The sequence below is a fragment of the Chryseobacterium sp. L12 genome (assembly GCF_056133985.1).
In genome coordinates, this window is the sequence record NZ_JBVYOF010000019.1 from 151,825 (window position 1) to 178,063 (window position 26,239).

The 26,239-nt window shown below is 34.7% G+C and carries 25 protein-coding genes; 3 read left to right on the top strand and 22 right to left on the bottom strand.

Annotated features, from left to right (window positions below; translation table 11 throughout):
• Positions 1 to 18 precede the first annotated feature (18 nt).
• The 21 genes from AC0NBN_RS12525 to AC0NBN_RS12625 form a co-directional block, all read right to left on the bottom strand.
• The gene (locus tag AC0NBN_RS12525) at positions 19 to 936 is read right to left on the bottom strand and encodes a glycosyltransferase family 2 protein (protein WP_474468509.1); all 918 of its coding nucleotides are present in this window, start codon (positions 934 to 936) and stop codon (positions 19 to 21) included.
• Positions 933 to 1,850: a glycosyltransferase gene (locus AC0NBN_RS12530; RefSeq protein WP_160813388.1), complete on the bottom strand. Its 918-nt coding sequence runs from the start codon at positions 1,848 to 1,850 to the stop codon at positions 933 to 935. Before AC0NBN_RS12530 ends, AC0NBN_RS12525 begins: the two co-directional genes overlap by 4 nt.
• Positions 1,851 to 2,699: a glycosyltransferase family 2 protein gene (locus AC0NBN_RS12535; protein ID WP_160813389.1), complete on the bottom strand. Its 849-nt coding sequence runs from the start codon at positions 2,697 to 2,699 to the stop codon at positions 1,851 to 1,853.
• Positions 2,700 to 2,701: 2 nt separating this feature from the next.
• Entirely contained in the window at positions 2,702 to 3,574 is an 873-nt protein-coding gene (locus AC0NBN_RS12540) for a glycosyltransferase (RefSeq protein WP_160813391.1), read from the bottom strand.
• Positions 3,571 to 4,260, bottom strand: a complete 690-nt coding sequence (locus tag AC0NBN_RS12545) for an NAD-dependent epimerase/dehydratase family protein (protein ID WP_160813393.1) — start codon at positions 4,258 to 4,260, stop codon at positions 3,571 to 3,573. The genes AC0NBN_RS12540 and AC0NBN_RS12545 overlap by 4 nt, the downstream gene beginning before the upstream one ends.
• 27 nt (positions 4,261 to 4,287) lie before the next feature.
• Positions 4,288 to 5,727, bottom strand: a complete 1,440-nt coding sequence (locus AC0NBN_RS12550; RefSeq protein ID WP_160813395.1) for a hypothetical protein — start codon at positions 5,725 to 5,727, stop codon at positions 4,288 to 4,290.
• On the bottom strand, positions 5,727 to 6,950 hold the full coding sequence (locus tag AC0NBN_RS12555) for an ABC transporter ATP-binding protein (RefSeq protein WP_160813397.1): 1,224 nt from the start codon (positions 6,948 to 6,950) through the stop codon (positions 5,727 to 5,729). Before AC0NBN_RS12555 ends, AC0NBN_RS12550 begins: the two co-directional genes overlap by 1 nt.
• A gap of 12 nt (positions 6,951 to 6,962) precedes the next feature.
• Positions 6,963 to 7,805 carry an ABC transporter permease gene (locus tag AC0NBN_RS12560; RefSeq protein ID WP_474468514.1) on the bottom strand — a complete coding sequence of 281 codons (843 nt, stop codon included), beginning with the start codon at positions 7,803 to 7,805 and terminating at the stop codon, positions 6,963 to 6,965.
• A gap of 67 nt (positions 7,806 to 7,872) precedes the next feature.
• On the bottom strand, positions 7,873 to 8,544 hold the full coding sequence (locus AC0NBN_RS12565; protein ID WP_160813398.1) for an acylneuraminate cytidylyltransferase family protein: 672 nt from the start codon (positions 8,542 to 8,544) through the stop codon (positions 7,873 to 7,875).
• 1 nt (position 8,545) lies between these two features.
• Positions 8,546 to 9,607 (bottom strand): acyltransferase family protein, encoded by a 1,062-nt coding sequence (locus tag AC0NBN_RS12570; protein ID WP_160813400.1) that lies wholly within the window; start codon positions 9,605 to 9,607, stop codon positions 8,546 to 8,548.
• Between the two features lies 1 nt (position 9,608).
• The gene (locus AC0NBN_RS12575) at positions 9,609 to 10,658 is read right to left on the bottom strand and encodes a nucleotidyltransferase family protein (protein WP_160813402.1); all 1,050 of its coding nucleotides are present in this window, start codon (positions 10,656 to 10,658) and stop codon (positions 9,609 to 9,611) included.
• Complete coding sequence (locus tag AC0NBN_RS12580; protein ID WP_160813404.1) at positions 10,655 to 11,326, bottom strand: PIG-L family deacetylase; 672 nt, start codon at positions 11,324 to 11,326, stop codon at positions 10,655 to 10,657. The genes AC0NBN_RS12575 and AC0NBN_RS12580 overlap by 4 nt, the downstream gene beginning before the upstream one ends.
• Complete coding sequence (neuC, locus tag AC0NBN_RS12585) at positions 11,327 to 12,499, bottom strand: UDP-N-acetylglucosamine 2-epimerase (RefSeq protein ID WP_160813406.1); 1,173 nt, start codon at positions 12,497 to 12,499, stop codon at positions 11,327 to 11,329.
• 6 nt (positions 12,500 to 12,505) lie between these two features.
• Positions 12,506 to 13,456: a GNAT family N-acetyltransferase gene (locus AC0NBN_RS12590; protein ID WP_160813408.1), complete on the bottom strand. Its 951-nt coding sequence runs from the start codon at positions 13,454 to 13,456 to the stop codon at positions 12,506 to 12,508.
• A gap of 4 nt (positions 13,457 to 13,460) precedes the next feature.
• On the bottom strand, positions 13,461 to 14,477 hold the full coding sequence (gene neuB / locus AC0NBN_RS12595; RefSeq protein WP_160813410.1) for an N-acetylneuraminate synthase: 1,017 nt from the start codon (positions 14,475 to 14,477) through the stop codon (positions 13,461 to 13,463).
• Positions 14,474 to 15,118 (bottom strand): NeuD/PglB/VioB family sugar acetyltransferase, encoded by a 645-nt coding sequence (locus AC0NBN_RS12600; protein WP_160813411.1) that lies wholly within the window; start codon positions 15,116 to 15,118, stop codon positions 14,474 to 14,476. The genes neuB and AC0NBN_RS12600 overlap by 4 nt, the downstream gene beginning before the upstream one ends.
• Positions 15,119 to 16,270 carry a LegC family aminotransferase gene (locus AC0NBN_RS12605; protein ID WP_160813413.1) on the bottom strand — a complete coding sequence of 384 codons (1,152 nt, stop codon included), beginning with the start codon at positions 16,268 to 16,270 and terminating at the stop codon, positions 15,119 to 15,121.
• A 5-nt stretch (positions 16,271 to 16,275) separates the two neighbouring features.
• Positions 16,276 to 17,463 carry a UDP-N-acetylglucosamine 4,6-dehydratase gene (locus AC0NBN_RS12610; RefSeq protein ID WP_160813415.1) on the bottom strand — a complete coding sequence of 396 codons (1,188 nt, stop codon included), beginning with the start codon at positions 17,461 to 17,463 and terminating at the stop codon, positions 16,276 to 16,278.
• Positions 17,464 to 17,548: 85 nt separating this feature from the next.
• On the bottom strand, positions 17,549 to 18,409 hold the full coding sequence (rfbA, locus tag AC0NBN_RS12615; RefSeq protein ID WP_160813417.1) for a glucose-1-phosphate thymidylyltransferase RfbA: 861 nt from the start codon (positions 18,407 to 18,409) through the stop codon (positions 17,549 to 17,551).
• 11 nt (positions 18,410 to 18,420) lie between these two features.
• On the bottom strand, positions 18,421 to 19,500 hold the full coding sequence (gene rfbB / locus AC0NBN_RS12620; RefSeq protein WP_143885579.1) for a dTDP-glucose 4,6-dehydratase: 1,080 nt from the start codon (positions 19,498 to 19,500) through the stop codon (positions 18,421 to 18,423).
• Between the two features lie 2 nt (positions 19,501 to 19,502).
• Entirely contained in the window at positions 19,503 to 20,816 is a 1,314-nt protein-coding gene (locus AC0NBN_RS12625; RefSeq protein WP_160813419.1) for a UDP-glucose dehydrogenase family protein, read from the bottom strand.
• A 288-nt stretch (positions 20,817 to 21,104) separates the two neighbouring features.
• Here AC0NBN_RS12625 and rimP point away from each other — a divergent pair, with 288 nt between their 5' ends.
• The 3 genes from rimP (at position 21,105) to infB (ending at position 25,905) form a co-directional block, all read left to right on the top strand.
• Positions 21,105 to 21,572, top strand: coding sequence for a ribosome assembly cofactor RimP (gene rimP, locus AC0NBN_RS12630; protein WP_160813421.1), 468 nt, complete (start codon positions 21,105 to 21,107; stop codon positions 21,570 to 21,572).
• Between the two features lie 18 nt (positions 21,573 to 21,590).
• A complete protein-coding gene (gene nusA / locus AC0NBN_RS12635; RefSeq protein ID WP_089743677.1) occupies positions 21,591 to 22,826 on the top strand; it encodes a transcription termination factor NusA in 1,236 nt (411 codons plus the stop codon).
• Positions 22,827 to 22,905: 79 nt separating this feature from the next.
• On the top strand, positions 22,906 to 25,905 hold the full coding sequence (infB, locus tag AC0NBN_RS12640; protein WP_160813423.1) for a translation initiation factor IF-2: 3,000 nt from the start codon (positions 22,906 to 22,908) through the stop codon (positions 25,903 to 25,905).
• A 16-nt stretch (positions 25,906 to 25,921) separates the two neighbouring features.
• Here infB and AC0NBN_RS12645 read toward each other — a convergent pair whose 3' ends face one another.
• On the bottom strand, positions 25,922 to 26,071 hold the full coding sequence (locus AC0NBN_RS12645; protein ID WP_160813425.1) for a hypothetical protein: 150 nt from the start codon (positions 26,069 to 26,071) through the stop codon (positions 25,922 to 25,924).
• Positions 26,072 to 26,239: the final 168 nt, after the last annotated feature.

The window sequence follows — 26,239 nt, forward strand, 5'->3', positions numbered from 1 at the left end:
TTTCTTTATGTTTTTAATTTACAAATTTAAGAATGTTAAACCTACATTTTTAATTTGTGTAACAATTTCTGCTAGTTTTTTTTCTTCCTTAGTGATTTTTCTGTATTTCTCCTGAAGCTTTTTGTATTGAACTCTGTTTCCTGAAAACATATTTTTGACCATGCTTTGTCGCAATGCCTTCTTTTCTTGTGATAAAGCATTGGGATTATTAGGATTAAGTATTTTTGTCTCAATACTAAGATCCGGATATTTTGTATAATCTACTTTTCCCAGCGTTTGTTTTCCGTCATGTACAGCCTTGGAATGTACAGCAAGTAAAACTTTTTTTTGATGAAAATGAACTCTGTTTACATATTCATTATCTTCACCGTAATGAAAAAAATAAGGATTGAACCCGCCCACAGTTTCTATGGTAGATTTGGGAATAAGCCAGTGCGCTGCATTGATGAAACTCATTTCATAAAAAAGTTCGGTTTTCTGAAAATAAAGATCAGATATCAGCCTTGTTTTTTCAAAATTAGAAGCAATGTATTTATCCAGAAATATATCAAGTTTTTTTTCGGTGCCATCTATGTGTACAGGACTCAGGATACCAATTTCTTTTTTATCCGGGTGATGTGTGTATACATCCAGAAGTTTTTGAATAGAATCTTTGTACAGCCACGCATCCTGATTCATCAGATAGTAAAAATCTGCATTATCTTTATAAGCTTCTTCAATTCCGATGTTATTGGCCTTTCCAAACCCGAGGTTTTGTTCAGATTGTATTAGTTTTATTTCCGGAAAGTGGGTTTTTATGAAGTCCTGCGTTCCATCTGTTGAGCCATTGTCTATTACTATACAAGCTAGCGGAACAGAAGATTGTCTCAGGCTGCTGAAGCATTTCTTTGCCCATTTCATAGCGTTGTAGGTAACGATGATAGTATAAATTTTCACGATAAGAATTTAAAAATTTTATATCTGTATTTTAAGTTCAGTCTCTCAATAAATCTTTTAAAAACAGGAGTTTGGGATAAATATTCCTGATATTTCCTTATACAGATTGTTTTATAATCTTCAACAAGATCAGTATTTAATGATAATTTTTCAACAATACTTTTTATATATTCTGCTTTTCTGAAAACTGAATATAATTTTTGGCGGGTCTGCTTATCTTCATCACTTTTTTTTGAAAATCTTTTAAATCCTATCTTTTGGTCTTTATGGATTCTGTATTTGCTGAGAACCTGATGATTTATTTCAAAAGTTTCTTTATTTAAAGCCAAAAGCAAAAGTTCGTAATCGTGGATAATCTGAGGATTGATTTTTTTCAGCGGAAGATTTCTTTCTAGAAAAGTTTTCTTTACAGACATACTCATCCCTGGAAAAACATTGCCTTCAAAGATCAGTTTTCGCAACAGATCCTTATTGGTTATGTACTTTCCGGGATCAAAACCTTCCAGTTCCCAATAAGTCATCTTTTTACTCACAGCTTCACCAAAAAGCAAAACATTATGGCATATTATATCGGTCTCAGGTTTATCTAGGTAGTGTTTGATTATTCTTTCAATTTTATCTTCCATCCAAATATCATCCTGATCACATAAAAATATAATGTCTTTCGTACAAAGTGATAGTGCTTTCTCGAAATTCTTTACATATCCCAGGTTTTCAGAATTGTAGACAACCGTAATCAAATGAGGATATTGAAGAGCATACTGAGTTAAAATTTCTCTTGTTGTATCCGTAGAGCAATCATCGCAAATAACAATTTCATTTGCGGAAAGGGTTTGATTGAGAATGCTTTCTATCTGTTCTTTAAGATGCTTTTCGCCGTTATATGTACAGATTGCTACAGATACAGAGGTCATTTAGAATAATTTTTTTAATTTAAAATAATACTTTAATACTTTTGTATTTTGTAGTTGCTTTATATATTTTTTTTGTTCTAAGTTTTCGTTGTTTAGATTGAAATTTTGCAGGTTGATTCTTTCAAATAAAGCTTTTCTAATCGTTTCGTCATAGTTATTGTAAATGTATTCGTTGGCATTTTGATTATCCATGTATACACTTTTGAAGTTTTTAGAGATGCCATTTGAATGTTGTCTGTATTGTACGAGCTTTTCATCAATTAATCTAACTTCAATTTTGTTTTTACTGAAAATATCAATCCAAAAAATCCAATCTTCTTTTGCTTTTAAATTTTCTTTATAACGGATGTTTCCAATAAGTTCTTTTCTGAAAAGAATACAGTGTATTGGTATATTAAAGTCTATATCCCATCTTTTTACGATGTTTTCTGTAGAAATGGGATATCGGGTAATGTCTGAGAAAGGCTCTAGAACTTTGCCGTTATGGAGCATCTCAAAGTTGGAGATAACGATATTTTTGTTTTCTGAATTTTTGATGGAATGATTAAGTTTTTCAGTTGCAATAATGTCGTCACCATCCAAAAAAAGAATCCACTCTCCGGTACTTTTTTCTATCCCAGTATTTCTCGCAAGCGAGGGACCTCCGTTGGCTATTTTAATATATATAAAGCGACTGTCTTTTTCTACCCATTTTTCAGCAATACTTTGGCTGTTATCTGTACTGCCGTCATCAATGATGATACATTCCCAGTTTTCATACGTCTGTACAGAAACAGAATGCAAACATTCATCAAGATAAAACTCTTGATTATAGCAAGATATAATGATACTTATCAGAGTTTCTGCCATTATTATAGTTGTTTATAGTTTTTAAATAAACCTAAGAATGCACCCACCTTCAACCATTTTGAATTTTTCACCTTGACGATTTTATCCTTAAGATAAGCTATTTCCTGATTTCTTTTCTCTTCATATCTTTTTCGGGTAAATATTTCCAAAAAAATGTTCTCAGGATTTATACCCAACCGATTACATCTATCCTGAATCACTATCCAATGCCAGAAAAACGCTTTTTCACCATTGTGATTGGTAGAAATTCCTCCTTCGTGTATTCTGTATAAATAAAGATCTTCGTCAATATATTTTACCGGTGCTATATCATATAGTTTCAGATAGAGATCCTGATCTACAGCTCGCATCAGATTTTTATTGATTCCTAGTGTCTTTTCATATATAGACTTCTTGAATGTAGCAAATGCTGATATGGCTCCATCAAAATTATAAAAATCTTGTTTTCCATTGACAACCTGATTGGTTTTCCTTACAAATGAGATAATAAGGTTGTCATCACATGATATAAAATTTGAGTAGATGACTGAACACTCTGGATTGCCCATATGTTCACTTACCATGATTTCTATAGCATTGGAAGTAATCGCATCATCAGGATCCAAAAAACCGCAAATTTGTCCTTGTGCTAACGTTACGCAGCGATTTTTTGTAAATCCGCAACCTTTATTTTTCTCGTTAGTCCAAAGTTTAAAGCGGGAATCTTTTTCAATCATCTTTTCGATCGTTTTTACAGAATTATCTGTAGAACAATCATCTACGATGATAACTTCAAAATTCTGGTAGCTTTGGGCTACTAAACTATTAAAACAATCCTGGAAATACTTGCCATTGTTGTAATTGGCAACTAATATTGAGAATAAAGGTAGGCTCATATCTGTGTTTTGTAATAATCATTGATGATTTTTCTTAGGTAGCTTTTTTTATCTGTAAGTTTATATTTTGTAAAATAATCTTTGGCGTAAGGGATGTCTATTTCGTAAGCATTTCCAATAGGAAGTAAGTTCAGGTTAAGATTTGCTTCATATAATAGTTCAAGTTCTTCTAAAATCTCAATTGTAGAAAAGTTTTCCAAATATGCCAAGTTGATAATTCCATTGAATTTTTCCTGTTCAATAAGCTGTAAAACAATTTTTTTTACATCTTCAGCATTAATGAGGTTTCTTTTTGCTTTAGTATGCACCGTAATCTGTGCATCATTTTGTACGCTTCTGGTGAGATAGTTCATCAATAGATTAGGATTGCCGCCATTTCCTACAACATTACTTACTCTCAAAACAAGGTATGAAGTCTGATGACTGCTTACTAAATGTTCCATATTGAGTTTATGAAGTACATATGGGCTTTCAGATTTTGAAGAATCGTAGATGCTGCAGGTCGAAAAATAAAGAATTTTTTTATCCGGATTTTCATCTATTATTTTTTTCAGCAATTGCTCTTCTCTCTTGAATTCGGATAAACGTGTTTCTAAAGAATTGGAAACACCCGATGCAAAGAATACAGTGTCACTACGATCTTCTTCTTTGAATAAACTGGCAATAAGTCCGTTTCCTACGATCATTTTATATAAGTATTAATTTTGTGAAAACTATGTATTGATTTGATCTTCAATCTTACGGAATTTTTCTTCAAAATTTTTATCATTATAATCAATGTAGTACGCAAATTTATTTTTAAAAATTTCAGGAAAGCTATGTAAACCGATTTCATTGATAAAAATAGTTTTCTTTTTAAGTATAAATGCTTCTAATGCGCATCCTGAAAAATGGGTAATATGAAAACTACAATTTTTGATAAGTTGAGGTAAAGTAATTCTATTAGCATCATCAAAATTAACCTTATGTGAAATATTACTTTCTTCTATAATATTAATAATTTCTTGTATTTCTTCATCCTTTTGTCGTGGATGAAATCTAATATACCATTTTTTTTCTGAATTTTTTATAGTGTTAATGAGAGCCGGAAATATTAGCTGTGTAATAGATACAGGGATTGGTTGCATGCAATATAAAACATAGTTTTCGGATATGTTTTTGATATTTATTTCAAATGAATGCCAAGGATTTCCATTTATTTCAATATTGTATAATGGATTTGAATTTGACCATTTTTCAATTGTTTCAGCAGATGATCGATTCCAACACCAATAATTTCTTGGAAGCATATCAAAACCAGCATCTGGAATTTTTGTCCAGTTTGCATATGCTAGATGAAGATCTGTTTGAGGACCATGCTGCATTTCTATTGTTTTGATATTAAGCTTATTGGCTGCTGCGCTTATTGCGAATCCTGGGAAACCATAATACCATAAAATAAAAACTTTCTTAGGTTGTACTTTTTTCAGGAGGTAGTTTGCAGTCTGAAATGCTTGATGAAAAATTAAAGCTTGACGGGAAATTGCTTCTTTGGTTAAAGAGTCTGATGAAAGATTTGGGTTGTTAGTAGTGATATAATCCCATAGACTTTCATATCCTTCCAAAAAAACATCTATTTTATTTTTATTAAAAATAAGATACAAATATCTTTTATAGAGTGAGTTAACTTTTATGAAGTCTATAATTGCATTTTGATTGGAAAAGTTTTCAAGAATTTCTCCGTATTCCCAAAAAAGAAAACTTTTTTCTGTTTTGTCTGCAATCAATGGATCAAAAAATTTATTGTAATAAATTCCATTAATTTCAGATCTGTACATTTTTTCGCTTACAAAAACTGTTTCTTTTTTTCTTAAATTTTTTGTAGCTTTTTTTAATTTTAAATAGATTTGCGACTTTTCGTAAGTGTGTTTTAATTGCCTTTTAATTCTAAAAATTAAATTATATTTGATTTTTTTTTGTTTTGTAGAAAATGATTTGTTAGGTACTGAAATAATTAAATCATCATTTTCAATGCTCTTGATAAGAGCAAAATAAAGTTCAATTCTTATCAATGGCCATAAATGAATATCATTTACTTTCCATTGTAGAATGTCAAATTTTTTTTCAATATCAACAATAAAATTCTTAATATCTGTACGGTTTTTAATCTCCATCAGTTTAATGCTTTACCGTTGTGTGTTATAAATCCCTTTAAATAAATTGCAGCATATACGTTTTCCTTCAAACCTCTTACTTTAAAAGTGGTATAGTTTCTATAGATTGCCAGATAACGATATTGGTTTTCTGTACCATCGTTTGTAACAATAAAATACGTTATTTGATATTCTCCATCAATCAGTAGAAGTTCAGGGAAAATAATTTCAATCTCATTATGATTTTCTACTTTAAAATTCGGTGAGAATTTGTTTGTAAAAAAATTAGCTACAATCTTCAGATCTTTATCTGTAATCTGAATTGAAATATAAAAACTTTCAATACCTTTTTCTAAAATGTTGATATTGAATTTTAGTTTGAAATCTTCTCCATAAAACGTAGATATGACATTGTTAGATTGGGGTTGTTTATTAATGTAAATCTGGTCAATAGTTGCAGCGTCATTGAATTCAATCTTTGATTTTTCACTAGAAAACTGGTCAAAATACATTTCAATACCCTGATGTACATCATTTCCACAATAAAGATTCTTTCCGTGCTCCATATAGATTACTTTGTTGCAGACTCTTGCTACATTAGGCATTGCATGAGAGACAAAAAGTACCGCACAGGATTTCATCAGCTCCATCATTTTATTAAAAGATTTTATTCTGAATCCTGCATCACCTACAGCCAAAACCTCATCAAGAATTAAAATATCCGGCTCTAAATGGGCAGCTACGGAAAATCCCAGTTTTACTTTCATCCCTGAACTGTAATATTGAACGGGTGTATCTATAAACTCTTCCAGCTCGGAGAAAGCAATAATCTCATCCAGTTTCTTTTTGGTTTCCTTTTCAGATATTCCTAAAACTGCCGCATTATTGAAGATATTTTCACGACCTGTAAGAATAGGATTGAAGCCAGCTCCTAATTCAATCAATGCATTTACTCTTCCTCGCATTTCTATTCTTCCCTTATCGGGAGAAAGTAGTCCGTTAATAACTTTTAAGAGCGTGCTTTTTCCGGCACCATTATGTCCTAAAAGTCCGAGACATTCCCCTCTTTTTACTTCAAAGCTGATGTCGTTTACCGCCCAGAATTCTTTTGGCCGAAGTTGGTTTTCGCTGTTATTGCCGAAAAGGTTTTTTCCTAAATCTTGAAAGCCGTACCAAAGTCCGGTTTTCAGATCTTTACAGAATTTTTTAGATACATGATCTACTTTTACTAATACTTCAGACATATTACAGAAAAATTACATACGTTCAACAATGATGGGAATAGAGATACGAAATAAAATCCATCCGATTAAAACAAGAACAAGCGTACCGAAAGCAATCACCAGAAGATAGGGAATGTTTTCAAAATTGCCGCCTGTAAGAAGATTTCTTGTGCTGTTGATGATAGGAGTAAGAGGATTGAGACTAAGAAAAGATTCTAAAGACTTGAATTTGGTTGTTTTATACACTACCGGAGTAAGATACATTGCGAAAGAAAGTATCATCGGGATAATTCTTGATATATCTTTGTAAAGCATTCCCACAGGAGTAAGGAGAAGACCTATACCCATTCCGAAGCCCATCAATAAAAGAATGCAAGGAATTGCCAGTACCATCTGAAATCCCGGAGAAATTCTAAAGAACACAAAAAGCAATGCTATAATACCTAATTTAATAAGTGTATTGAATATCAGCTTGTAAATTCCGGATAAAATGATGGCTTCTTTTTCAAAATTTACTTTCGTTAAAAGATCTCTGGATCCTGTAGTTCTAAGGAGCGGCATATTGACGCTTTCTGTAAATATAGCCCATAATAAAGTTCCTATGAGGACGAAAACAGGGTAGGGAAGTCCTGTGTCATCAATTTTTACAGCTCCTGATGCACTTAGAAAAATCCAAACCAATGTGTTAGATAACGGGGTGAATACAGACCAGAGGAGACCAAAAATAGATTGACGGTATTCTGCATTCCGGTCTCTGATAAACAGTCTTTTTGCAAGCGTATGGGAATTGGTGAGGTCTTTAAACATTTGGGTTAAAAGAGCAACAAACGTTTGTCTTTTAGCACCTGCCTCATAAATTTTTATCTGTTCGTTCATGTTTTTGTGTAAAATTCCAACTCACAAAGATAAGTAATTACTTATAAAGAGCTGAGAATGATAAAGTCTATTTTTTTTTCAGCAAAAACTCTGCATATTCAAAATCCTGAATGTCGTCTATGTCTATAGAGCTTTCCCTTTCCATGATGTAAGCAAAACTATTTTCTGTATAATATTTTCCGGTATTGATGATTTCTGTTTTATAAATATAGATAGCACCGTTAGGAAAATAAGTAGGCTTTTCCATCTGACGGTTCTGTAGGGTATCATCAAATATATTTTCAAATTTTCCTTCTTCGGTAATGTATTTATGCCATCTTATCGGATGATGTTCTTTGCAATAGCTTATGACAGAGTCAGCATTCTTTCCCCTGAATAAATTTACTGCTTCATCAATATTCAGAGGTGTTCTGAGCGGACTTGTGGGTTGCAGGACAATAAATTCTTCTATTGAATTTTGCTCTTCTTTTAGTCTTTCGATGGTATATTTCAGAACATCAATGGCGAGTGCATCATCAGTTGCCAAATGAGAAGGTCGTAAAAACGGAATTTCTGCACCATATTCTAAAGCTGCATCCGCAATGTTTTGATCATCTGTGCTTACAATAATTCGGGTTATTGATTTTGACTGTTTAGCAGCTTCAATAGTATAAGCAATTAAAGGTTTGCCATTTAAAAGTTTAATGTTTTTTCCGGGAAGTCCTTTGGAACCTCCTCGCGCGGGAATAATTGCTATCATATTATTTTAAATATTTATTGATCAGTTTTTTTCCAAAATTGGAAAGAGGAAGTTCAAATCTATAATACGAAAGAATTGATATTACAATAGTGCTTGTTACCACTGTAAAGAAGACAATATAAAAGTTCCGTACAGTAAATTCCGGAGCAAAACTCATTAAGTAATTATAAACAACAGGGTGGAACATATAAACTCCGTAAGTCGCAATTCCGAATGTTTCTAAAGTATAAGCTAATTTTTTCGGTAGAGTAATGGTCAGCTTATAAAATCCAAAGACGATAAGAAACGATAACAAGACAAAAACAATCCTGTTGATATCTGTCACGATGTTAATCGTATCTCCAGTTACAGGATAAAAAATGAATAATAAGATACTTAATGCAAGGATTAAATTATTATATAAAGGCTTTAGACTAATGTCTCGGAAGTTATAAAACATAGCAATGCCGGAAAAAAAAAGGAAAAAATTATTAAATGGATTAATATAAATTTTCCATTGGTTTCGCAACAGCAAATCTTCATTTAATAAATGAAATGAAAAATATAAACCGATTAAAATACTGATAGAAAAAATAATATTTCCGAGTATTTTACTGAAGTTGTAGGCAAAGAAAATAAATGGTGTAAGTGCATAATAGACCATTTCGTTTCCGATTGACCATGCCCCTGTAGCAATATATCCTTTATAATCAAAGAAACCAAAAAGTGATGTGATATTGAGAATATACCTTTGAAACTCTAAATCTTCTCCTTTATATGCTCTGAACAGAATCGTAAGCGTGGTTACTATAAAAAGCAACGGAATAATTCTGAAAAAACGTCTCAAGAAAAAAGCAACAAACTTATTTACAGAAACAATATTTCTGTGATATACGATTGCCATGCTCAACCCTGATAAAATAAAGAAAATCGAAACACCATAAACGCCTAGCCGCCCAAGAAAATCAGAAGAATTAAGAGATTGGAACTTCCACATAATCAAATGATAAAACATGATTGAAAGAGCACACAAACCTCTGAGCCAGTCTAAAGTTTCAATTCTCGAAGTATTCTTTTCAGTCATATTATAACTTCAAATGTTTAATATCTTCCTGTGCTTTCGTGTAATCTTCGTGTCTTCCAATATCCAGCCAGTAGCCATTGATGGGATAGGTGATGATTTTTTTATCCATTCTCAAGACTTTTTCCATCAGATCGGTGATGTCAAAAAACTCATCTTCGGGAATCATCGCCAATAAAGATTTTTTTAGAATGTAAATTCCGGCATTGGAAAAATAAGTATATCTTGGTTTCTCTTTCAGCGATTTTACAGTTTGTTTTTCATCAGCTTCCAGCACGGCGTAAGGTACATCTACATGATAGCTTGTTGCTGCGACCGCCATATCTGCATCACAGTTTTTAAAACTTTTATAAAAGTCTGCAAAATCTATATTAGTGAGTAGGTCACTATTCATCACGATAATATCATCATGCAGAAAATCTTCGCATAGAAGTACCGAGCCAATGGTACCCAATGGTTTGTTTTCTTTTACATACGAAATTTGAATTCCTTTATCTTTTCCGTCTTTAAAATAGTTTTCAAGCTGCTCTCCAAGATAATTGATGCTGAGATGAATTTTATTAATTCCTACATGAATGAGGCGGTCAATATTATGTTCAATAATAGGTTTGTCGCCAACTGTCAGCAGTGGTTTCGGAGTGTTTTCAGTGAGCGGTCGCAGTCTTTTGCCTTCTCCGCCTGCCATGAGTACAGCTTCTGCAGGAATGAGCGCACTTTTGGTACGGAAATTCAGAATATCTGTAATCTGATGCTCCTGATTGACGATTGGAATAATCTTAAAATTTTTCTTCTTAAAATCTTCCAGCTTTTCCTGATTGTATTCATTTTCATAAATGAATTTAGGATCCGGCTGAATGAATTCCACAATAGAATCTTCAAAGCCCAATCCTTTGATAAACCCACGACGAAGATCTCCGTCTGTAAGGGAGCCAATCAGTTTTTGATTTTCATCGGTTACAAAAAGAATAGCATCAGAAGCTAACATATCTAGCTGAATTAATGCTTGGCGTACAGAAAAGGTTTCTAAAATTAAATGATTAGACTGTACTTTCATTTGTCAATATATTTTACTAATTGAAAAGCTTCTGCGTATTCCACACCTACTGATGCTCCTCTGAAAGTGGCGAGAGCTTCTAAGTTTTTTAAGCTTCTAGGAAAGGGATGTTCACCGAGTTCAGAATCATAAATTTTCATAATTTCCAATTTCTCAGCCATAAAGCTAGAGATATTTACAAAGTAGTTTGGCATGAAAACTTTTTCAGGAAGATTAGGTGCAAATTCCGTTTCGGAGATGCATTCATACATCAATACTCTTTTTACATAAGGATATCTGAATGATTTTGTGCAAGACATTACTGCATCAAATGTGAACCTGTGATCAGAGTGTGCATCGGAGCGATTCAAGCAGTAAATAATTTCCGGTTCTACTTCAGAAAAGACTTTGGAAATTTCCGGCACCATTGTAATAATAGAACTTGTAGATAAACTCATGGTAGGATATTTCAGCTTAAAAACTTTCTTAATTCCTAATTTCTCAGCTACCTTGTCAATTTCTACCTGTCGGGATTCTACTCTTTCTTTTGAAAATCCCTGACTTTCAAAAACATTTGTGGTAATAAGCCAGTAAATTTCATCACCCGCCTGTTTGTGTTTTAAAAGAGTTCCTCCTGCGCCAATAACTTCATCATCAGGATGAGCTGATATAACAATTACTTTTTTCATTTAATAGGTAATGTTTTTATGAATTAAAGAATCATTTAATTCTATTTTTTCAAGGGCATCAATAATTTTTTTCGTGGAATTTCCGTCTCCGTATGGATTGTTTTTTGCCGCTACTTTATTTTTGAATTCAGTATCATTCAAAACTCTGTGTATAGCTTCAATGATCTGTGTTTTATTATTATCTGTAAAAATCACATTATCTCCGTGCAGTCTTCCTCTTTGTCTTTCTCCTACATTGATTGCAGCCAAGCCAATAGAGGCAACTTCCACAATTCCCGAACTTGAATTTCCTATCAGGAATTCTGCATTCCTCAGTAAATTGATATAATTGATCCTGTCAAGATTTTTAAATAAGGTAAATCGATCAGGATATTCACTAGCATATTTTTCATACGCTGCGACAATTTCACTGAACCCTGCATCAGAATTAGGATAATTGATAAAACAATGCAGACCTTCAATTTCCAAAAGGGAATCAAGGGTGATTTTAATATGCTCTGCCTGTAAATGTACCTGAGTGATAATCGGATGCTGAATAAGAACACCATATTTATCAATATTCTTACTTTCTACAGATAAATTATGAAATAATTGCTGTTTGGAAAGCAGTTCTGTGGCTACAATTCTGTCTAATGCAGGGTTGCCTACTACATGAATTCTGAAATCATCTTCTCCCAGTTTTAATAAATTTTGCCTGTGTTCTTCTAAAGTCGGGAAGTGGATGTGCGCAAATTTACTCGCAGCATATCGTACTGAATTATCAATATTTCCGTCTTTGGCAATATCTCCTCCAAAGAAGTGAGCGACAGGGATATCCATATAAGCACAAACCATTGTTACACTAATAGATTCTTCACGGTCACCTGCTACAAGAACCATATCAGGGTTTTCTTGGTGAAGGATATTTGCTAAAGAAGGAATTTGGTTTCCGATAGAGATCACACGTCCCACTTTTTGATTGGAATCAACTAGATTGAAAATCTTACCGGCAATTGTAAAGTTGTCATCATTGATGTACTTCGCCGTATAGCCGAAAGAATCCGATAAATGTGGACCGGTAATAATAATACTGAAATCAAAAGCAGGATGCTCTTTCAATGCCCTATAGACAGTGTAAAGTAGATCATATTCAGATCTTGCACCTGTTACTGCTATTATTTTTCTTTTCTTCATAATACATTAAAAAACATCGGAATAACTAAGACTAATATCCCAACTTCTGTAATCTGCAATTTGCTGATCAGGAGAACTTAAAGCTCTGTAACCAAGATAGGTTACAGGAGGACATACTCTGAAGCCTGCTTTTTCCAGAATAATCTGGTTCGCAGAAAACAGAGAATCCCAAAGATTAAACTGAAGAATATTCTGTTCTGAATTATAAACAGATGACAATAAATTTATTAAAACAGACATATCATTATCAAAAGCCATATCCATAATATCAATCTCTGACTTTGTGCTGTCTGAAAACGAAGATATTACTTTATAAATGATAATTCCACGATTATCGTCAGGTATGATCATTTTGTAATCAGCTGTCGGATTATCAAAATATCTCCACTGTAAATATTCTTTAGTTTTATTGATTTTTATATATTTTGCGGAAGAGTTTAGTTGAGATATAAGATTACTCTCTATTTCTTCCGTTGTATTTATGGATCTGCCTTTTGCTTCAGCATTAATAAGTCTTGAAAAATTTTTTGTGTTCAAAGACATCATTCCTTGTAAAGCAATATCACTCCAAGAAAGATTTTTATTAAAACCATAATGAGAGTTGTTGTTCGGAAACCCCCAAACTAGTTTGTAATTGTTTACAGACAGTTTTCTGTAAAGACTTTCTGCTAATTGGGAGAATATACCTCTTCCTCCATATTCAGGGTGGGTCATTGTCGTCATTGAAAGAGCTGTTTTTTCAGCTTTTCCGTTAATCATCATATCAACAGGTGATACTGCGTAATGTCCTACTAATTTATCTCCGTCCCACATCAGGTCAATGAATAATTCATCTGAAAATGGATTATTTGCAAATCGCCAGTTCCAGTATTCTTCAGACATTTTTTTTCCGAATGCCAGATGAAATAACGCCAATATTGCTTTTTCATCTCCCAGCTGATATGATCTTATTTCCATATTCTTAGATTTCTACTGTTATTAATTCGTCTTGTTTAAAATCTTTTATTGCCTTTTTACCGATAATCTCATCCCATCTCATAGGAGAAATGCCATTTCCGGGACGTTTTACGGTAATATTATCCTCGGAAAAAATTTCACCTGCTGAAATATCTCTTTTAGAAACGATACTTTTTCTTCCGATAGCCATATTTTTTTGTTCAGAAAAAGAAGGTTTCTTAATTCCGTCTCCTGCTATTGATTTTTCAATATTTCTTATAGCTGAAACCATGGCTTTTAACTCATGAGGCTCTAAAGAAGCTGCATGATCGGGACCATTCATGGTTTTGTCTAGAGTGAAATGTTTTTCGATAACAGTAGCACCCAAAGCAACGGCAGCAATGGGAACTTCTATGCCTAAAGTATGGTCAGAATAACCTATTTCTGTATTAAACTGATTTTTAATAGTCAGCATAGCTTTTAAATTGACATCTTCAAAAGGTGTTGGGTATTCTGTATTACAATGTAAAATCGTGATTTTATCTTTTGAAATTCCGGCTTGTGTAAAAACATTAAAAGCATCAGAAATTTCTTCTATAGTTGCCATTCCAGTAGAAAGGATTACTTGCGAAAATAATTTTGAAGCTAATCTGAGATAGGGTAAGTTGGTGATTTCGCCAGAAGGAATTTTTACTAAATCTAATCCAATATCTTTTAAGTATTGAAGTGATTCTAAATCGAAAGCAGTAGAGAAAAATTTTATGTTTTTTTTAGAACAATAATCAACAAGCTCTTGATGCTTTTTATGATTTAGCTCAAGTTTTTTAAGCATTTCCAGTTGTGATTCTTCAGAATTTCCGGTGTTTTCTATTTGGTAATCTGCTTTTTTAGCAGATTTAGAAACTAAATTTTCAGATTTAAACGTTTGAAATTTCACATAATCTACTCCTGCTTCCACTGCAGCATCAATTAGTTTGAAAGCATTTTCTATACTTCCGTTGTGATTTACGCCTGCTTCTGCAATAATGGTTACTTTTTTCATTCTATTTTTCTTACAGGATTTCCCACATACACCCCTGAATTGTCAATATTATTTATTACAACAGTTCCCGAACCAATGATGGTTTGATTCCCAATATTTATATTATTGGCGATATTTGCTCCGCTTCCAATAAAATTTTCATCGCCTATTATGCAGTCTCCGTTAATAATTGTTCCGGTAGAGATATGGTTGTGGTTTCCTATCAATACATCATGTTCAAGAATAGCTCCGGTATTGATGATGTTGTTTGAACCTATATTTACACCGTTGTTAATGAAAGTCTTATGCATTACAATAGATCCTTCTCCAATTTTTGCGGTTTCAGAAACGTATGCGGTGGGTGCAATAATTGTTTCTATTTGTGCTCTAATCGCTTTCAGATTTTGGAAAATTCTTTTCCTGAGTTCTGCATTTTTGATTTGTCCTACGGTAATAAAAAAAACATTTTCCTGCTCATGAAATTTTAAATAATCATCATCATTACCAATAACTTTTACTCCAAGAATTTTTTTTCCCAGTTCAGAAGGCAGATCCAATATTCCTGCTATATGATATTTCCCTGTTGAGTTGATGATCTCAATGCAGGATTTGCAATGTCCGCCACCGCCAATCAGGATTATATTTTTTTTATCAGAGGACATTTATTTTCTTACACTACTGGGTAAATTTACAATTCTTTCGGCTAAATACCGACTATTTTTCAGTCCGTCGTTTTCACAATTTTTAAACATCGGTAATGAAGTCATCAATTCCCAAATCGGTCGCGTCATCACTTTTTCCTGATTAGATTGTTCCAAAAACAAATCTCTTTCATTTTCATTGGGAAAAAGCACAGCATTCAACCAGTAATTGGCTTTAGAATTTTCTATTTCTGCTATAAACCTCACATCGGAATGTTCAAAAAATTCCTGATATTGTTTTGCGGTTTGTCTTTTATTTAAAATAAACTCATCAAGCTGCTCCAACTGAGCGCATGCGAGAGCGGCATTCAGGTTGGGCATTCGGTAATTGTAGCCAATTTCATCATGCATAAACTTCCAAGGATGCGGAACTTTTGCCTGAGTGGTGATATGTTTTGCTTTTTTAGCAATTTCATCATCATTTGTAATGATGGCACCTCCGCCACCACAAGTAATGGTTTTGTTTCCATTGAAGCTAAAAACCCCAAGTTGTCCGAAAGTTCCGGTGTGTTTGCCTTTATAATAGCTGCCTAAAGATTCGGCAGCGTCTTCAACAACGGCGATGTTCCACTGGCTGCAAATATTCTGTATTTCATCAATTCTGCAAGGCAGACCAAATGTATGCATCGGAACGCAGGCAGAGATTTTTTTACCCGTTTTTTTATTATAAGTAAAACCGTCTGCTTTTCTTTCTGCATTGTTTTCTAAAAACTGAGATAAAGCAGTAGCAGACATTCCCATCGTATCTGCATCTACATCAATAAATACAGGTTTTGCCCCGATGTAGCTTATTGCATTTGCGGTGGCAATAAAGGTTAAAGCCTGTGAAAGTATCTCGTCATCAGGTTGAATCCCGCTCAACAGCAATGCGATATGCAGTGCATTGGTTCCGTTCACACAGGCGACTGCGTATTTTGCGCCGGTATATTCGCACATTTTCTGTTCAAAAAGATCTACAAAAGCTCCTACAGAAGACACATAAGTAGAATCTATGGTTTCGTTGAGGTATTTTTTTTCATTGCCACCGAAATATGGAGCATGAAGCGGGATGAAATTTTCTTTTTCATCAAAAACCTCACGGATAAACTGTATGATTTTTTGATTTCTTTCCATTGTAATTACATTTTAGAATCCAGATACTTGCCTGTTTCTTTGTGGTTGAAATTAGGAATCATCCAATTAAATAAATCAACTATTTCCTTCTTTTCCCAGCTTCCCTTGTTTCGCATAGCGATAATTTCAGATTCAAAATGCTGAAGTTTAGCTTCTTCTATGTTTAAACTGTTTTTTACAATACCCAAGTTGGCAAATCTGCTCATATCAAGCGATTCGTTTTCGGTAAAAAATTCTTCAAAATCTTTTTCTCCGGTAGTGTCGCTTTCAGTAAATAAACAAGGCCATTTTTTTTGGGATGAAAGTTCAGCAGCTCTTGCTCTTGCCTCTTCCTCAGATTCGCATAGATGAGGTTCATATCCTAACTGTTCAAGATATTTTATAGCAATTTCGGCAAAAGTGATGAGGTGTAGATTTTCACTCAGTTTAGGAAAAAATATATCTCTGTTTTCACCAAAAATGGCAGACATAAGACATAACTCTCCTGATTCTTTAGAGGTTACAAAATATCTTTTGATATCGTTGGGCGCAACAATAGGCTGCATTTTTTCAATTCTTTTGTTGAATCCGTGCAAGAGAGAACCGTCTGAAAAGGCAACATTCGCAAATCGGGCAGTAGAAATGGTAATTTCCTGACTTCTTTTCATCAGAAACATTTCCATAATTCTTTTTGATGCTCCCATCATGTTTACCGGGTTCGCAGCTTTGTCTGTAGAAACGCAAAAATATTTATGACTTCCTTTTTGTATAGACTGATGAATGGTTTTATCGGTGTTGAATACATTCACATCAATCATTCTCATCAAGGTAAAAGGATCTTTTTCACTTCTTACGTGTTTCAGAGCGGAAAGATTGAGTATGTAATCATAATTTCCATCAGCTTTGATAAACGCATTGTAAATATCTGAACCGATGTCTAGAGCAAAGGTTTTGAATTCTCCATCGGTGTAACCCACGGAACTTCTGAGATCTCGCACCAATTCGACAAGATTGTTTTCGCTGATGTCTACTACGTGTAATTTTTTAGGATTTCTCTTGAAAATTTCCTTGGTGGTTGCCTGTCCGATAGAACCGGCTCCTCCGATCACTAAAAAACGGGAACCGGAAATAATTTTTTGTAATTCTTTTTCATGTGTACTGATATCCTCGTTGAAAAGTTCTTCGGTACGTCCTATAAGCTCAAGTGTGTTCATATTTTGAGTTTAATAATAATTGATTGTAACCCAATCTTCATCAGGTTATTTCAAAACCCAACAGAGGGAAAGATAGGTTTTGTAATTATTGTGCAAGTTTTTTCAGGTATTCGCCATATCCGCTTTTGCCATATTTTGCAGCAGTTTCCAAAAGCTTTTCTTCATTAATAAAACCGTTTCTGAAAGCAATTTCTTCAATACATCCGATTTTAAATCCCTGCCGTTTTTCAATAACACTTACAAATTCTGAAGCGTCATTTAAGGAGTCGAAGGTTCCTGTATCCAGCCATGCAGTACCTCTGTCTAATACTCCTACTTCTAATTTTCCCTTGTTGAGGTACACATTGTTTACATCGGTGATCTCCAGTTCTCCTCGTGAAGAAGGTTTAATGTTTTTTGCAATTTCAACCACTTCATTGTCATAAAAATACAATCCGGGAACAGCGTAATTTGATTTTGGCTCTAATGGTTTTTCTTCAATAGAAACTGCTTTAAAGTTATCGTCAAATTCCACAACGCCATACCTTTCCGGGTCTGAAACATGATAGGCAAAAACAACACCTCCGTCAGGATTGGTTTTATTTTTAAGTAAAGTTCCCATTTCGGAACCATAAAAAATATTGTCTCCTAAAACCAATGCAGCAGAATCATTCCCGATAAACTGATCTCCTAGAATGAAAGCCTGCGCTAATCCGTCCGGACTTGGCTGTACTACATATTCTATATTACATCCAATTTGCGAACCGTCTCCTAATAGCTTGATAAAACCAGCCTGATCATGCGGAGTTGTGATGATTAAAATATCTTTAATTCCTGCTAAAAGCAATGTGGAAAGCGGATAATAGATCATCGGTTTATCATAGACCGGCATCAGCTGCTTGCTTACGGCAATGGTAAGAGGGTAAAGTCTGGTTCCGGAACCTCCGGCGAGTATTATTCCTTTCATTTTAATATGAATTAGCTGTATTGCTTTTCGTAATATTTCTTATAATCTCCGCTAGTTACATTTCCCAGCCATTCTTTATTTTCAAGAAACCAGTCTATTGTTTGGGATAAGCCTTCTTCAAAAGTTACAGATGGCTTCCAGCCTAAATCTTTATTTAGTTTTGTGGCATCAATGGCGTAACGTTTGTCGTGTCCTGGTCTGTCTTTTACGAAAGTAATGAGTTTTTCGCTGTGACCTTCTGGTTTTCCGAGCTTAGCATCCATTTGTCTGATGAGTTCTTTGATAAGATCAATGTTTTGCCACTCATTCCATCCACCGATGTTATAGGTCTCGCCTGTTTTAGCTTCATGGAAAATCCTGAAAATAGCTTTTGCATGATCTACTACAAAAAGCCAGTCTCGGGTATATTTTCCGTCTCCGTAAATAGGCAGAGGTTTTTCGTTAATAATATTATGAATACAAAGAGGAATCAGCTTTTCAGGAAAATGATTCGGACCATAGTTGTTGGAGCAGTTTGAGACAATAAACGGCATTCCGTACGTATTACCATACGCTCTTACCAGATGATCAGAAGCTGCTTTGCTTGCTGAATAAGGTGATTTAGGATCATAAGGGGTTTCCTCGGTAAAAAATCCAGTTTCTCCTAATGCGCCGTAAACTTCATCTGTGGAAACGTGATAAAAAAGATTAGTTCTAGGTTCGTCAGGGAAATTTCCGTGTTGGTGATCGGGATTTAATGTCCAGAATTCTTTTGCCAAATTTAAAAGATTGGCTGTTCCGTTCACATTCGTGTTGATAAATGCATTCGGATCTGTGATGCTTCGGTCTACATGGCTTTCTGCTGCTAAATGAATAACGGCATCCGGTTGATATTTTTCGAAAACTCTCCTTAATTCTTCAGGTTGGGTGATGTCTGCTTTTTCAAAAACGTAGTTAGACTCGTTTTCAATATCTTTTAAATTTTCAAGATTTCCGGCATATGTTAATGCGTCAAGATTGATAATTTTAGTTTCAGGTAAATTTTTAACAAATTCTCTTACCACGTGTGAGCCTATAAATCCGGCTCCTCCGGTTATGATGATGTTTTTCATGATTAATTTAAAATTGTTTTTCGCCCTATACTTTTATAATAAAAACCATTCTGTTCTGCTACTTCCAGCGGAAACATATTTCTTCCGTCAAAAATCACCTTGTTTTTCATTTTTTTTGCCATCAGTTCAAAATTTGGATTTTTAAATTCCGGCCACTCTGTAGCGATAAATAAAGCGTCTGCATCTTCTAATGCATCATACATTGTGTTGGCATACTGTATTTTGTCTCCCAAGAGTTTTTTTACATTCTCTTCTGCAATGAGATCATAGGCGGTGATTTTTGCCCCTTTTGCTGTAAGCAGAGCAATATTATCCAAAGATGAAGCTTCTCTTATGTCATCTGTATTGGCTTTAAAAGCTAATCCCCATACTGCGATTTTCTTTCCCTCAAGATTTCCTCCGAAATATTTTTCAATTTCAGAAATAAGAATAACTTTTTGAGCAATATTTACATTTTCCGTTGCCTGAAGGATCTGAAAATCAAAATTATCATCTTTTCCTGATTTTATAAGTGCTTTTACGTCTTTAGGAAAACAGCTTCCGCCATACCCGATACCCGGGAAAAGAAAACGGTGTCCTATTCTGTCATCACTTCCCATGCCGAGTCTTACCTTGTCTACATCTGCGCCCACTTTCTCACAATAATTGGCAATTTCATTCATAAACGTAATTTTTACGGCTAAAAATGAATTTGAGGCATATTTCGTAAGCTCTGAGGATTTTTCGTCCATAAAAATAATAGGAACTCCGGTATTGGTAAACGGCTGATAAATCTTGGCCATGATATCTTTTGCCGTTTCAGAACTAGATCCTACTACTACTCTCGCAGGGTTCATAGAATCTTCTACAGCAAAACCTTCTCGTAGAAATTCAGGATTAGAAACTACATCAAACGGAATTTTTGTTTTGGATGCGATAACATTTCTTACTTTATCTGCTGTACCTACAGGGACCGTACTTTTATTAACGATCACTTTATATTCTGTCATCATTTCACCAATATCATTGGCGACTTTTAAAACATAAGAAAGATCTGCAGAGCCATCTTCTCCGGGAGGAGTAGGCAAGGCAAGATAAATTACTTCGCTTTTATCCAAAGCTTCTTTTAAGTCAGTAGTAAAAAATAATCTCTCAGACTGAATGTTTCTCAGAAACATTTCTTCCAGATTCGGCTCATAGATGGGAACTACGCCGTTTTTCATGCCTTCTACTTTTTTTTCATCTATATCAACACAGTATACAGAATTTCCAAGTTCTGCAAGGGTGGTTCCAGTAACCAAGCCTACATAGCCTGTTCCTACTATTGTTATATTCAAAATATATGTTTTTAAAAAATCTGCAACAAAAATACTAAAATACTTTCAATATAATTTAAATGCCCCGTTAACATACAGAAAATCATTGATGAAAGATCTTTAAGTGTAAGATGACAGCTGTCTTATATAAGATGCTAATTTTGAAATAGACAACATATTATATTGATTATGAATAAGGTTTGTGTTTTTTAGAAAAAAGTCTTATCTTTGCAGGAGATTTACGGAAAAAATGGAAAGGCTTCTAAGAGAAAGCCTTTTTTCGTACTGGTAAATCAGGTATTATAGAATATGGAGTTTAGAAAAAATATTGAAACATTATTGAATGAATTTCTGGAAACAAGAAAGGATTTGTTTCTTATTGATTTGAAATTTTCTGCTGCGGATGATATTACAGTAATCTTAGACGGAGACAACGGAGTGTCGGTTCAGGACTGTCTTGATGCAAGCCGGGCAATAGAATTTAATATGGATCGTGAGGAGCATGATTTCAGTCTTCAGGTAATGTCAGCAGGGCTCAGTGAGCCGCTTTCCATCCCGAGACAGTATCAGAAAAACATCGGACGTGAAATTGAAGTTCTTTTGAACGATTCATCTAAAACTGAAGGCGAACTTATCGCTGCCGATGAAGAAAAAATAACTCTGATACTTCGGTACAGAAAACCGAAAGATATCGGTAAAGGTAAAGTTGATGTGGAAGAGGAGAAAGAGATTCCTTACGCAGAGATAAAAAAAGCGTTGGTAGTAATTAAATTTTAATAAAAAGAAAAAAGATAAATGGATAATATAGCGTTGATTGAATCCTTTGGTGATTTTAAAGACGAAAAAGGGATCAGTAAAATTGATTTGATGGCAATCATTGAAGATTCCCTCAAAACATTGCTGAGAAAAAGATATGATTCTGATGATCATTTTGACGTGATTGTAAACCCAGATAAAGGAGACTTTCAGATATTCTTGAATAAAACAATCGTTGAAGATGATATGTCTGAAGACGATGATCTTGAAATTGAAATTTCTGCTGCAAAAAAAATAGATCCTACTTTTGAAGTAGGTGAGGATTTTACCATGGAAATTCCGGTTGCGCAGTTGGGAAGAAGAAATATTTTGACGCTGAAACAGATTTTAGCAACAAAATTGCAGGAGCATAACAATGCAATGCTTTATGAGCAGTTCAGAGACAGAATCGGTGAGATTGTTATCGGTGAAATTCACCACATTCGCCATAAGCATGTAATTTTGCTGGATGATGAGGGTAACGAATTTATTTTGCCTAAAGAAAATCAGATTCCTTCAGATTTCTTTAAAAAAGGTGAAAATATCAGAGCAATCGTAGAAAGTGTTGATTTTAAAGGTTCTAAACCGCAGATCATTATCTCAAGAACAGCTCCGAAATTCCTTGAAAAGTTGTTGGAATTAGAGATTCCTGAAATTCAGGACGGAACAATTATCCTTAAAAAAGCAGTGAGAATTCCTGGTGAAAAAGCAAAAATTGCTGTGGATGCTTATGACGACAGAATAGATCCTGTAGGAGCTTGTGTAGGAGTAAAAGGTTCCAGAATTCACGGTGTGGTAAGAGAGTTGAGAAACGAAAATATAGATGTGATTCAGTGGTCTAAAAACCCTGAGATCATGGTAAAACGAGCTTTAGGAAATGTTACCATCAATAAAATTGACATCAACGAGGAGGCAAACTATGCATTAGTGTATACTCCGGTTGAAGAGATTTCTAAAGTTATCGGTAAGCAGGGACAAAACATCAGACTGGCTTCATGGCTGTCTGGATACGAAATTGATGTATACAGAGAAGCAAGCGAAGATGATGACGTAGACTTGAAAGAGTTTAATGATGATATCGAACAGTGGATTTTGGATGAATTCAATAAAGTAGGTCTTACTACAGCAAAATCAGTGTTGGATAAGGATACAGAAAGTCTTTTGAATATGGTAGATCTTGAAGAAGAAACCATTGAAGATGTAAAACGTATTTTGAGAGAGGAATTTGAAGATTAATATTTAGAAATAAATTTTAATAAAAAGTAAAAAACGATACTTTAATTTTTAAGAATTAAAAAAACAGTAAATAATATAGATGCCAAAAATAAGATTAAATAAAGCGGTTAAGGAATTCAATATTTCGATGTCCAGATTGGTAGAGTTTTTACAGTCTAAGGGTTTCGAGGTTGAAAGCAATCCTAACGCTCAATTAGAAGAAGCGGCATATTCTGCATTGGAAGCTGAGTTTGCCAAAGACGGCGAACAGCGCAAAGCTTCCCATGAGGTGGTGATATCTAAAGTTCCGGAAGAAAAACTGGAAATTGAAGAAAAGAAAACCCCCGAAGTAATAAGAGCTAAAGTTAATATAAAACCGGAAACCAGAATTTTAGGTAAAATTGATCTTGAACCTAAGAAAGCTGAGCCCGTGGCTAAAGAGCCTGTTCCTGAGCCTTCCCAACCAGCAGAAAAGCAAAAAGAAGAGGAGGTGAAAGAAGTAAAAGAAACAGAAGCACCTGTTTCCGAGCCAAAATCTACTCCTGAGAAACAGGAATTTAAAGTATTGGATAAAATTGATCTTTCCCAGATAGAAGGAAACAGGAACAGACCTGCAAAAAAAGAAAAACCAAAAGCCGAAGAGCCAAAAGTTGAGAAAAAAATAGCTGAGCCTGCAAAAGAAGAAACTCCAAAGGCAGTAGAAAAACCTGTACAAAAAGCAGAAGAACCGAAACCTGTGGCTCCTGCAGAAGAATCTCAGGAACCTCAGAAGATTGAGACGGTTTATCAAAAGTTGGATGGTCCTAAAATCGTTGGTGAGAAAATAGATTTAACTCAGTTTGCTCCAAAACCGAATTCAGGAGCTAAAAAGAAGAGAAAAAGAATAGAAAAGCCGGGTGGTAGTTCCAATCAAAATAACGGAAACAGCCAACAAGGTGGAAATAACCAGCAGGGAGGTGGTCAGCAAGGCAATCGCCCTCAAGGACAAGGTGGGCAAAACCGTCCGGGTCAAGGTGGACAAAACCGTCCACAAGGTCAGGGAGGACAAGGCGGAGGAAACCGATTTGGAAACAATAATCAGGGTAACCGTCCACCAGGACAAGGTGGTCAGGGCGGACAAGGCGGAAACAGAGGAGGCTTCAACAGAGGCGGACAAGGAAACAGACCTGGTCAGAGAACAATGCCTGTAGAATTAACTGATGAGCAGGTTAAAAATCAAATTAAAGAAACTTTAGAAAAGCTTACCAATAAAGGAGGTAAATCTAAATCTTCTAAACATAGAAAAGATAAAAGAAGTTTCCGTAGAGAGCAGGACGAGCGTCAGCAGGAAATAGATGCGGCAGACAGAACATTGAAAGTAACCGAATTCATCACCGTTGGTGAATTGGCAAGCTTGATGAATGTTTCTCCTACAGAAGTTATTTCTGCTTGTTTCTCTTTAGGAGTTATGGTTACGATGAACCAAAGACTGGAAGCTGATACATTATTGTTGGTAGCTGATGAATTTGGGTATAAGATAGAATTCTCGGATGCAGATCTTGAAGATGCAGATTCTGAGGAAGATATGGATACAGAAGAAAGTTTATTGCCTAGAGCACCGATTGTTACCGTAATGGGACACGTTGACCACGGTAAAACTTCATTGCTGGATTATATAAGAAAAACCAACGTAATTGCAGGAGAATCAGGAGGAATTACTCAGCACATCGGAGCTTACAACGTGAAATTGGAAAATGGTCAGAGAATTACTTTCTTAGATACTCCGGGTCACGAAGCGTTTACTGCGATGAGAGCAAGAGGTGCACAAGTAACAGATATTGCAATTATCGTAATTGCTGCAGATGATGATGTAATGCCTCAGACGAAAGAAGCGATTTCCCATGCTCAGGCAGCAGGTGTTCCAATGATCATAGCAATCAATAAAGTAGACAAGCCGAATGCGAATCCTGATAATATCCGTCAGCAGCTTTCTGGGATGAATATTTTGGTGGAAGAATGGGGTGGAAATGTTCAGGCGCAGGAAATTTCTGCAAAATTTGGTAACAATGTGGATACGCTCTTAGAAAAAGTTTTGCTTCAGGCAGAAATGCTTGAACTAAAAGCAAATCCTAATCGCGCTGCAAACGGTGTTGTAATTGAAGCTTCATTAGATAAAGGAAGAGGCTACGTAGCAACAATGCTCGTACAAACCGGAACTTTAAGAGTAGGTGATTATGTAGTAGCAGGTAAAAACCATGGTAAAGTAAAAGCTTTGCTTGATGAAAGAGGTAAAAATCTTGAACAGGCAGGTCCATCAATTCCAGCAACAATATTAGGATTAGACGGAGCGCCTACAGCAGGTGATAAATTCCGGGTGTATGCTGATGAAAGTGAAGGAAAGTCAATTGCTAACAAGAGAGAGCAGCTACAAAGAGAATTATCAATCAGAACCAAGAAACATACAACGCTTGAAGAATTAGGCAGACGTATTGCTTTAGGAGAGTTCAAAGAATTGAATATTATTCTTAAAGGTGACGTAGACGGATCTGTGGAAGCCTTGTCTGATCAGCTGCAAAGATTATCAACAGAAGAAATCAGTGTAAATATTCTTCACTCAGGTGTTGGGCAGATTACTGAGTCGGATATTAACTTGGCCGCAGCATCTGATGCTATTATTATCGGATTTAACGTAAGAGCTGGAGCTAATGCAAAAGATCTTGCAGATCGTGAGGAAATTGAAATCAGAACATATTCAGTCATCTACAAAGCAATTGATGAGGTGAAAGAAGCGATGGAAGGAATGCTTTCCCCTGAAATTCAGGAGCAGGTAATTGGTAATGTAGAAATCCGTGAGGTATTCAAAATTTCTAAAGTAGGAACAATCGCAGGTTGTATGGTTCTTACAGGGAAAGTTACCAGAAATTCTAAAGTTCGTTTATTAAGAGACGGTATTGTTAAATTTGATGGTGAATTGGAAAGTTTGAAACGTTTCAAAGATGATGTGAAAGAAGTAACCAAAGGTTATGAATGTGGATTGAACCTGAAAGGCTATAATGATATCGAACAAGGCGACATTCTTGAAGTATATGAAGAGGTAGCTGTGAAGAAAAAATTGAAGTAATTTAATTTTGTATATATTATAAAAATCCTCCTGTGTCACATGATGCAGGAGGATTTTGTTTATTACCGTTGCTGTTAAGTTTTCCCCTTATCTCTCTTCCGTTTTGGGCTGTATCTTTTTGAGCGGCGTTTTTTGGTGGTGTTTCAGAAAAAGGAAGCTGTTTCACTTGGGTCTATTTGGTGAGATGTCAGGAGTTAGGGGTTAGGAATTAGGAGTTAGTTAGAGTTATAAATAAGAAGGTAAGAGGAAAGAATTTCAATAACTGAGCTTGTTTGGATAAGTAATCATTAGGTGCCTTAAGTGTAAAGTAAATCAATTGACATTTTCAATATAG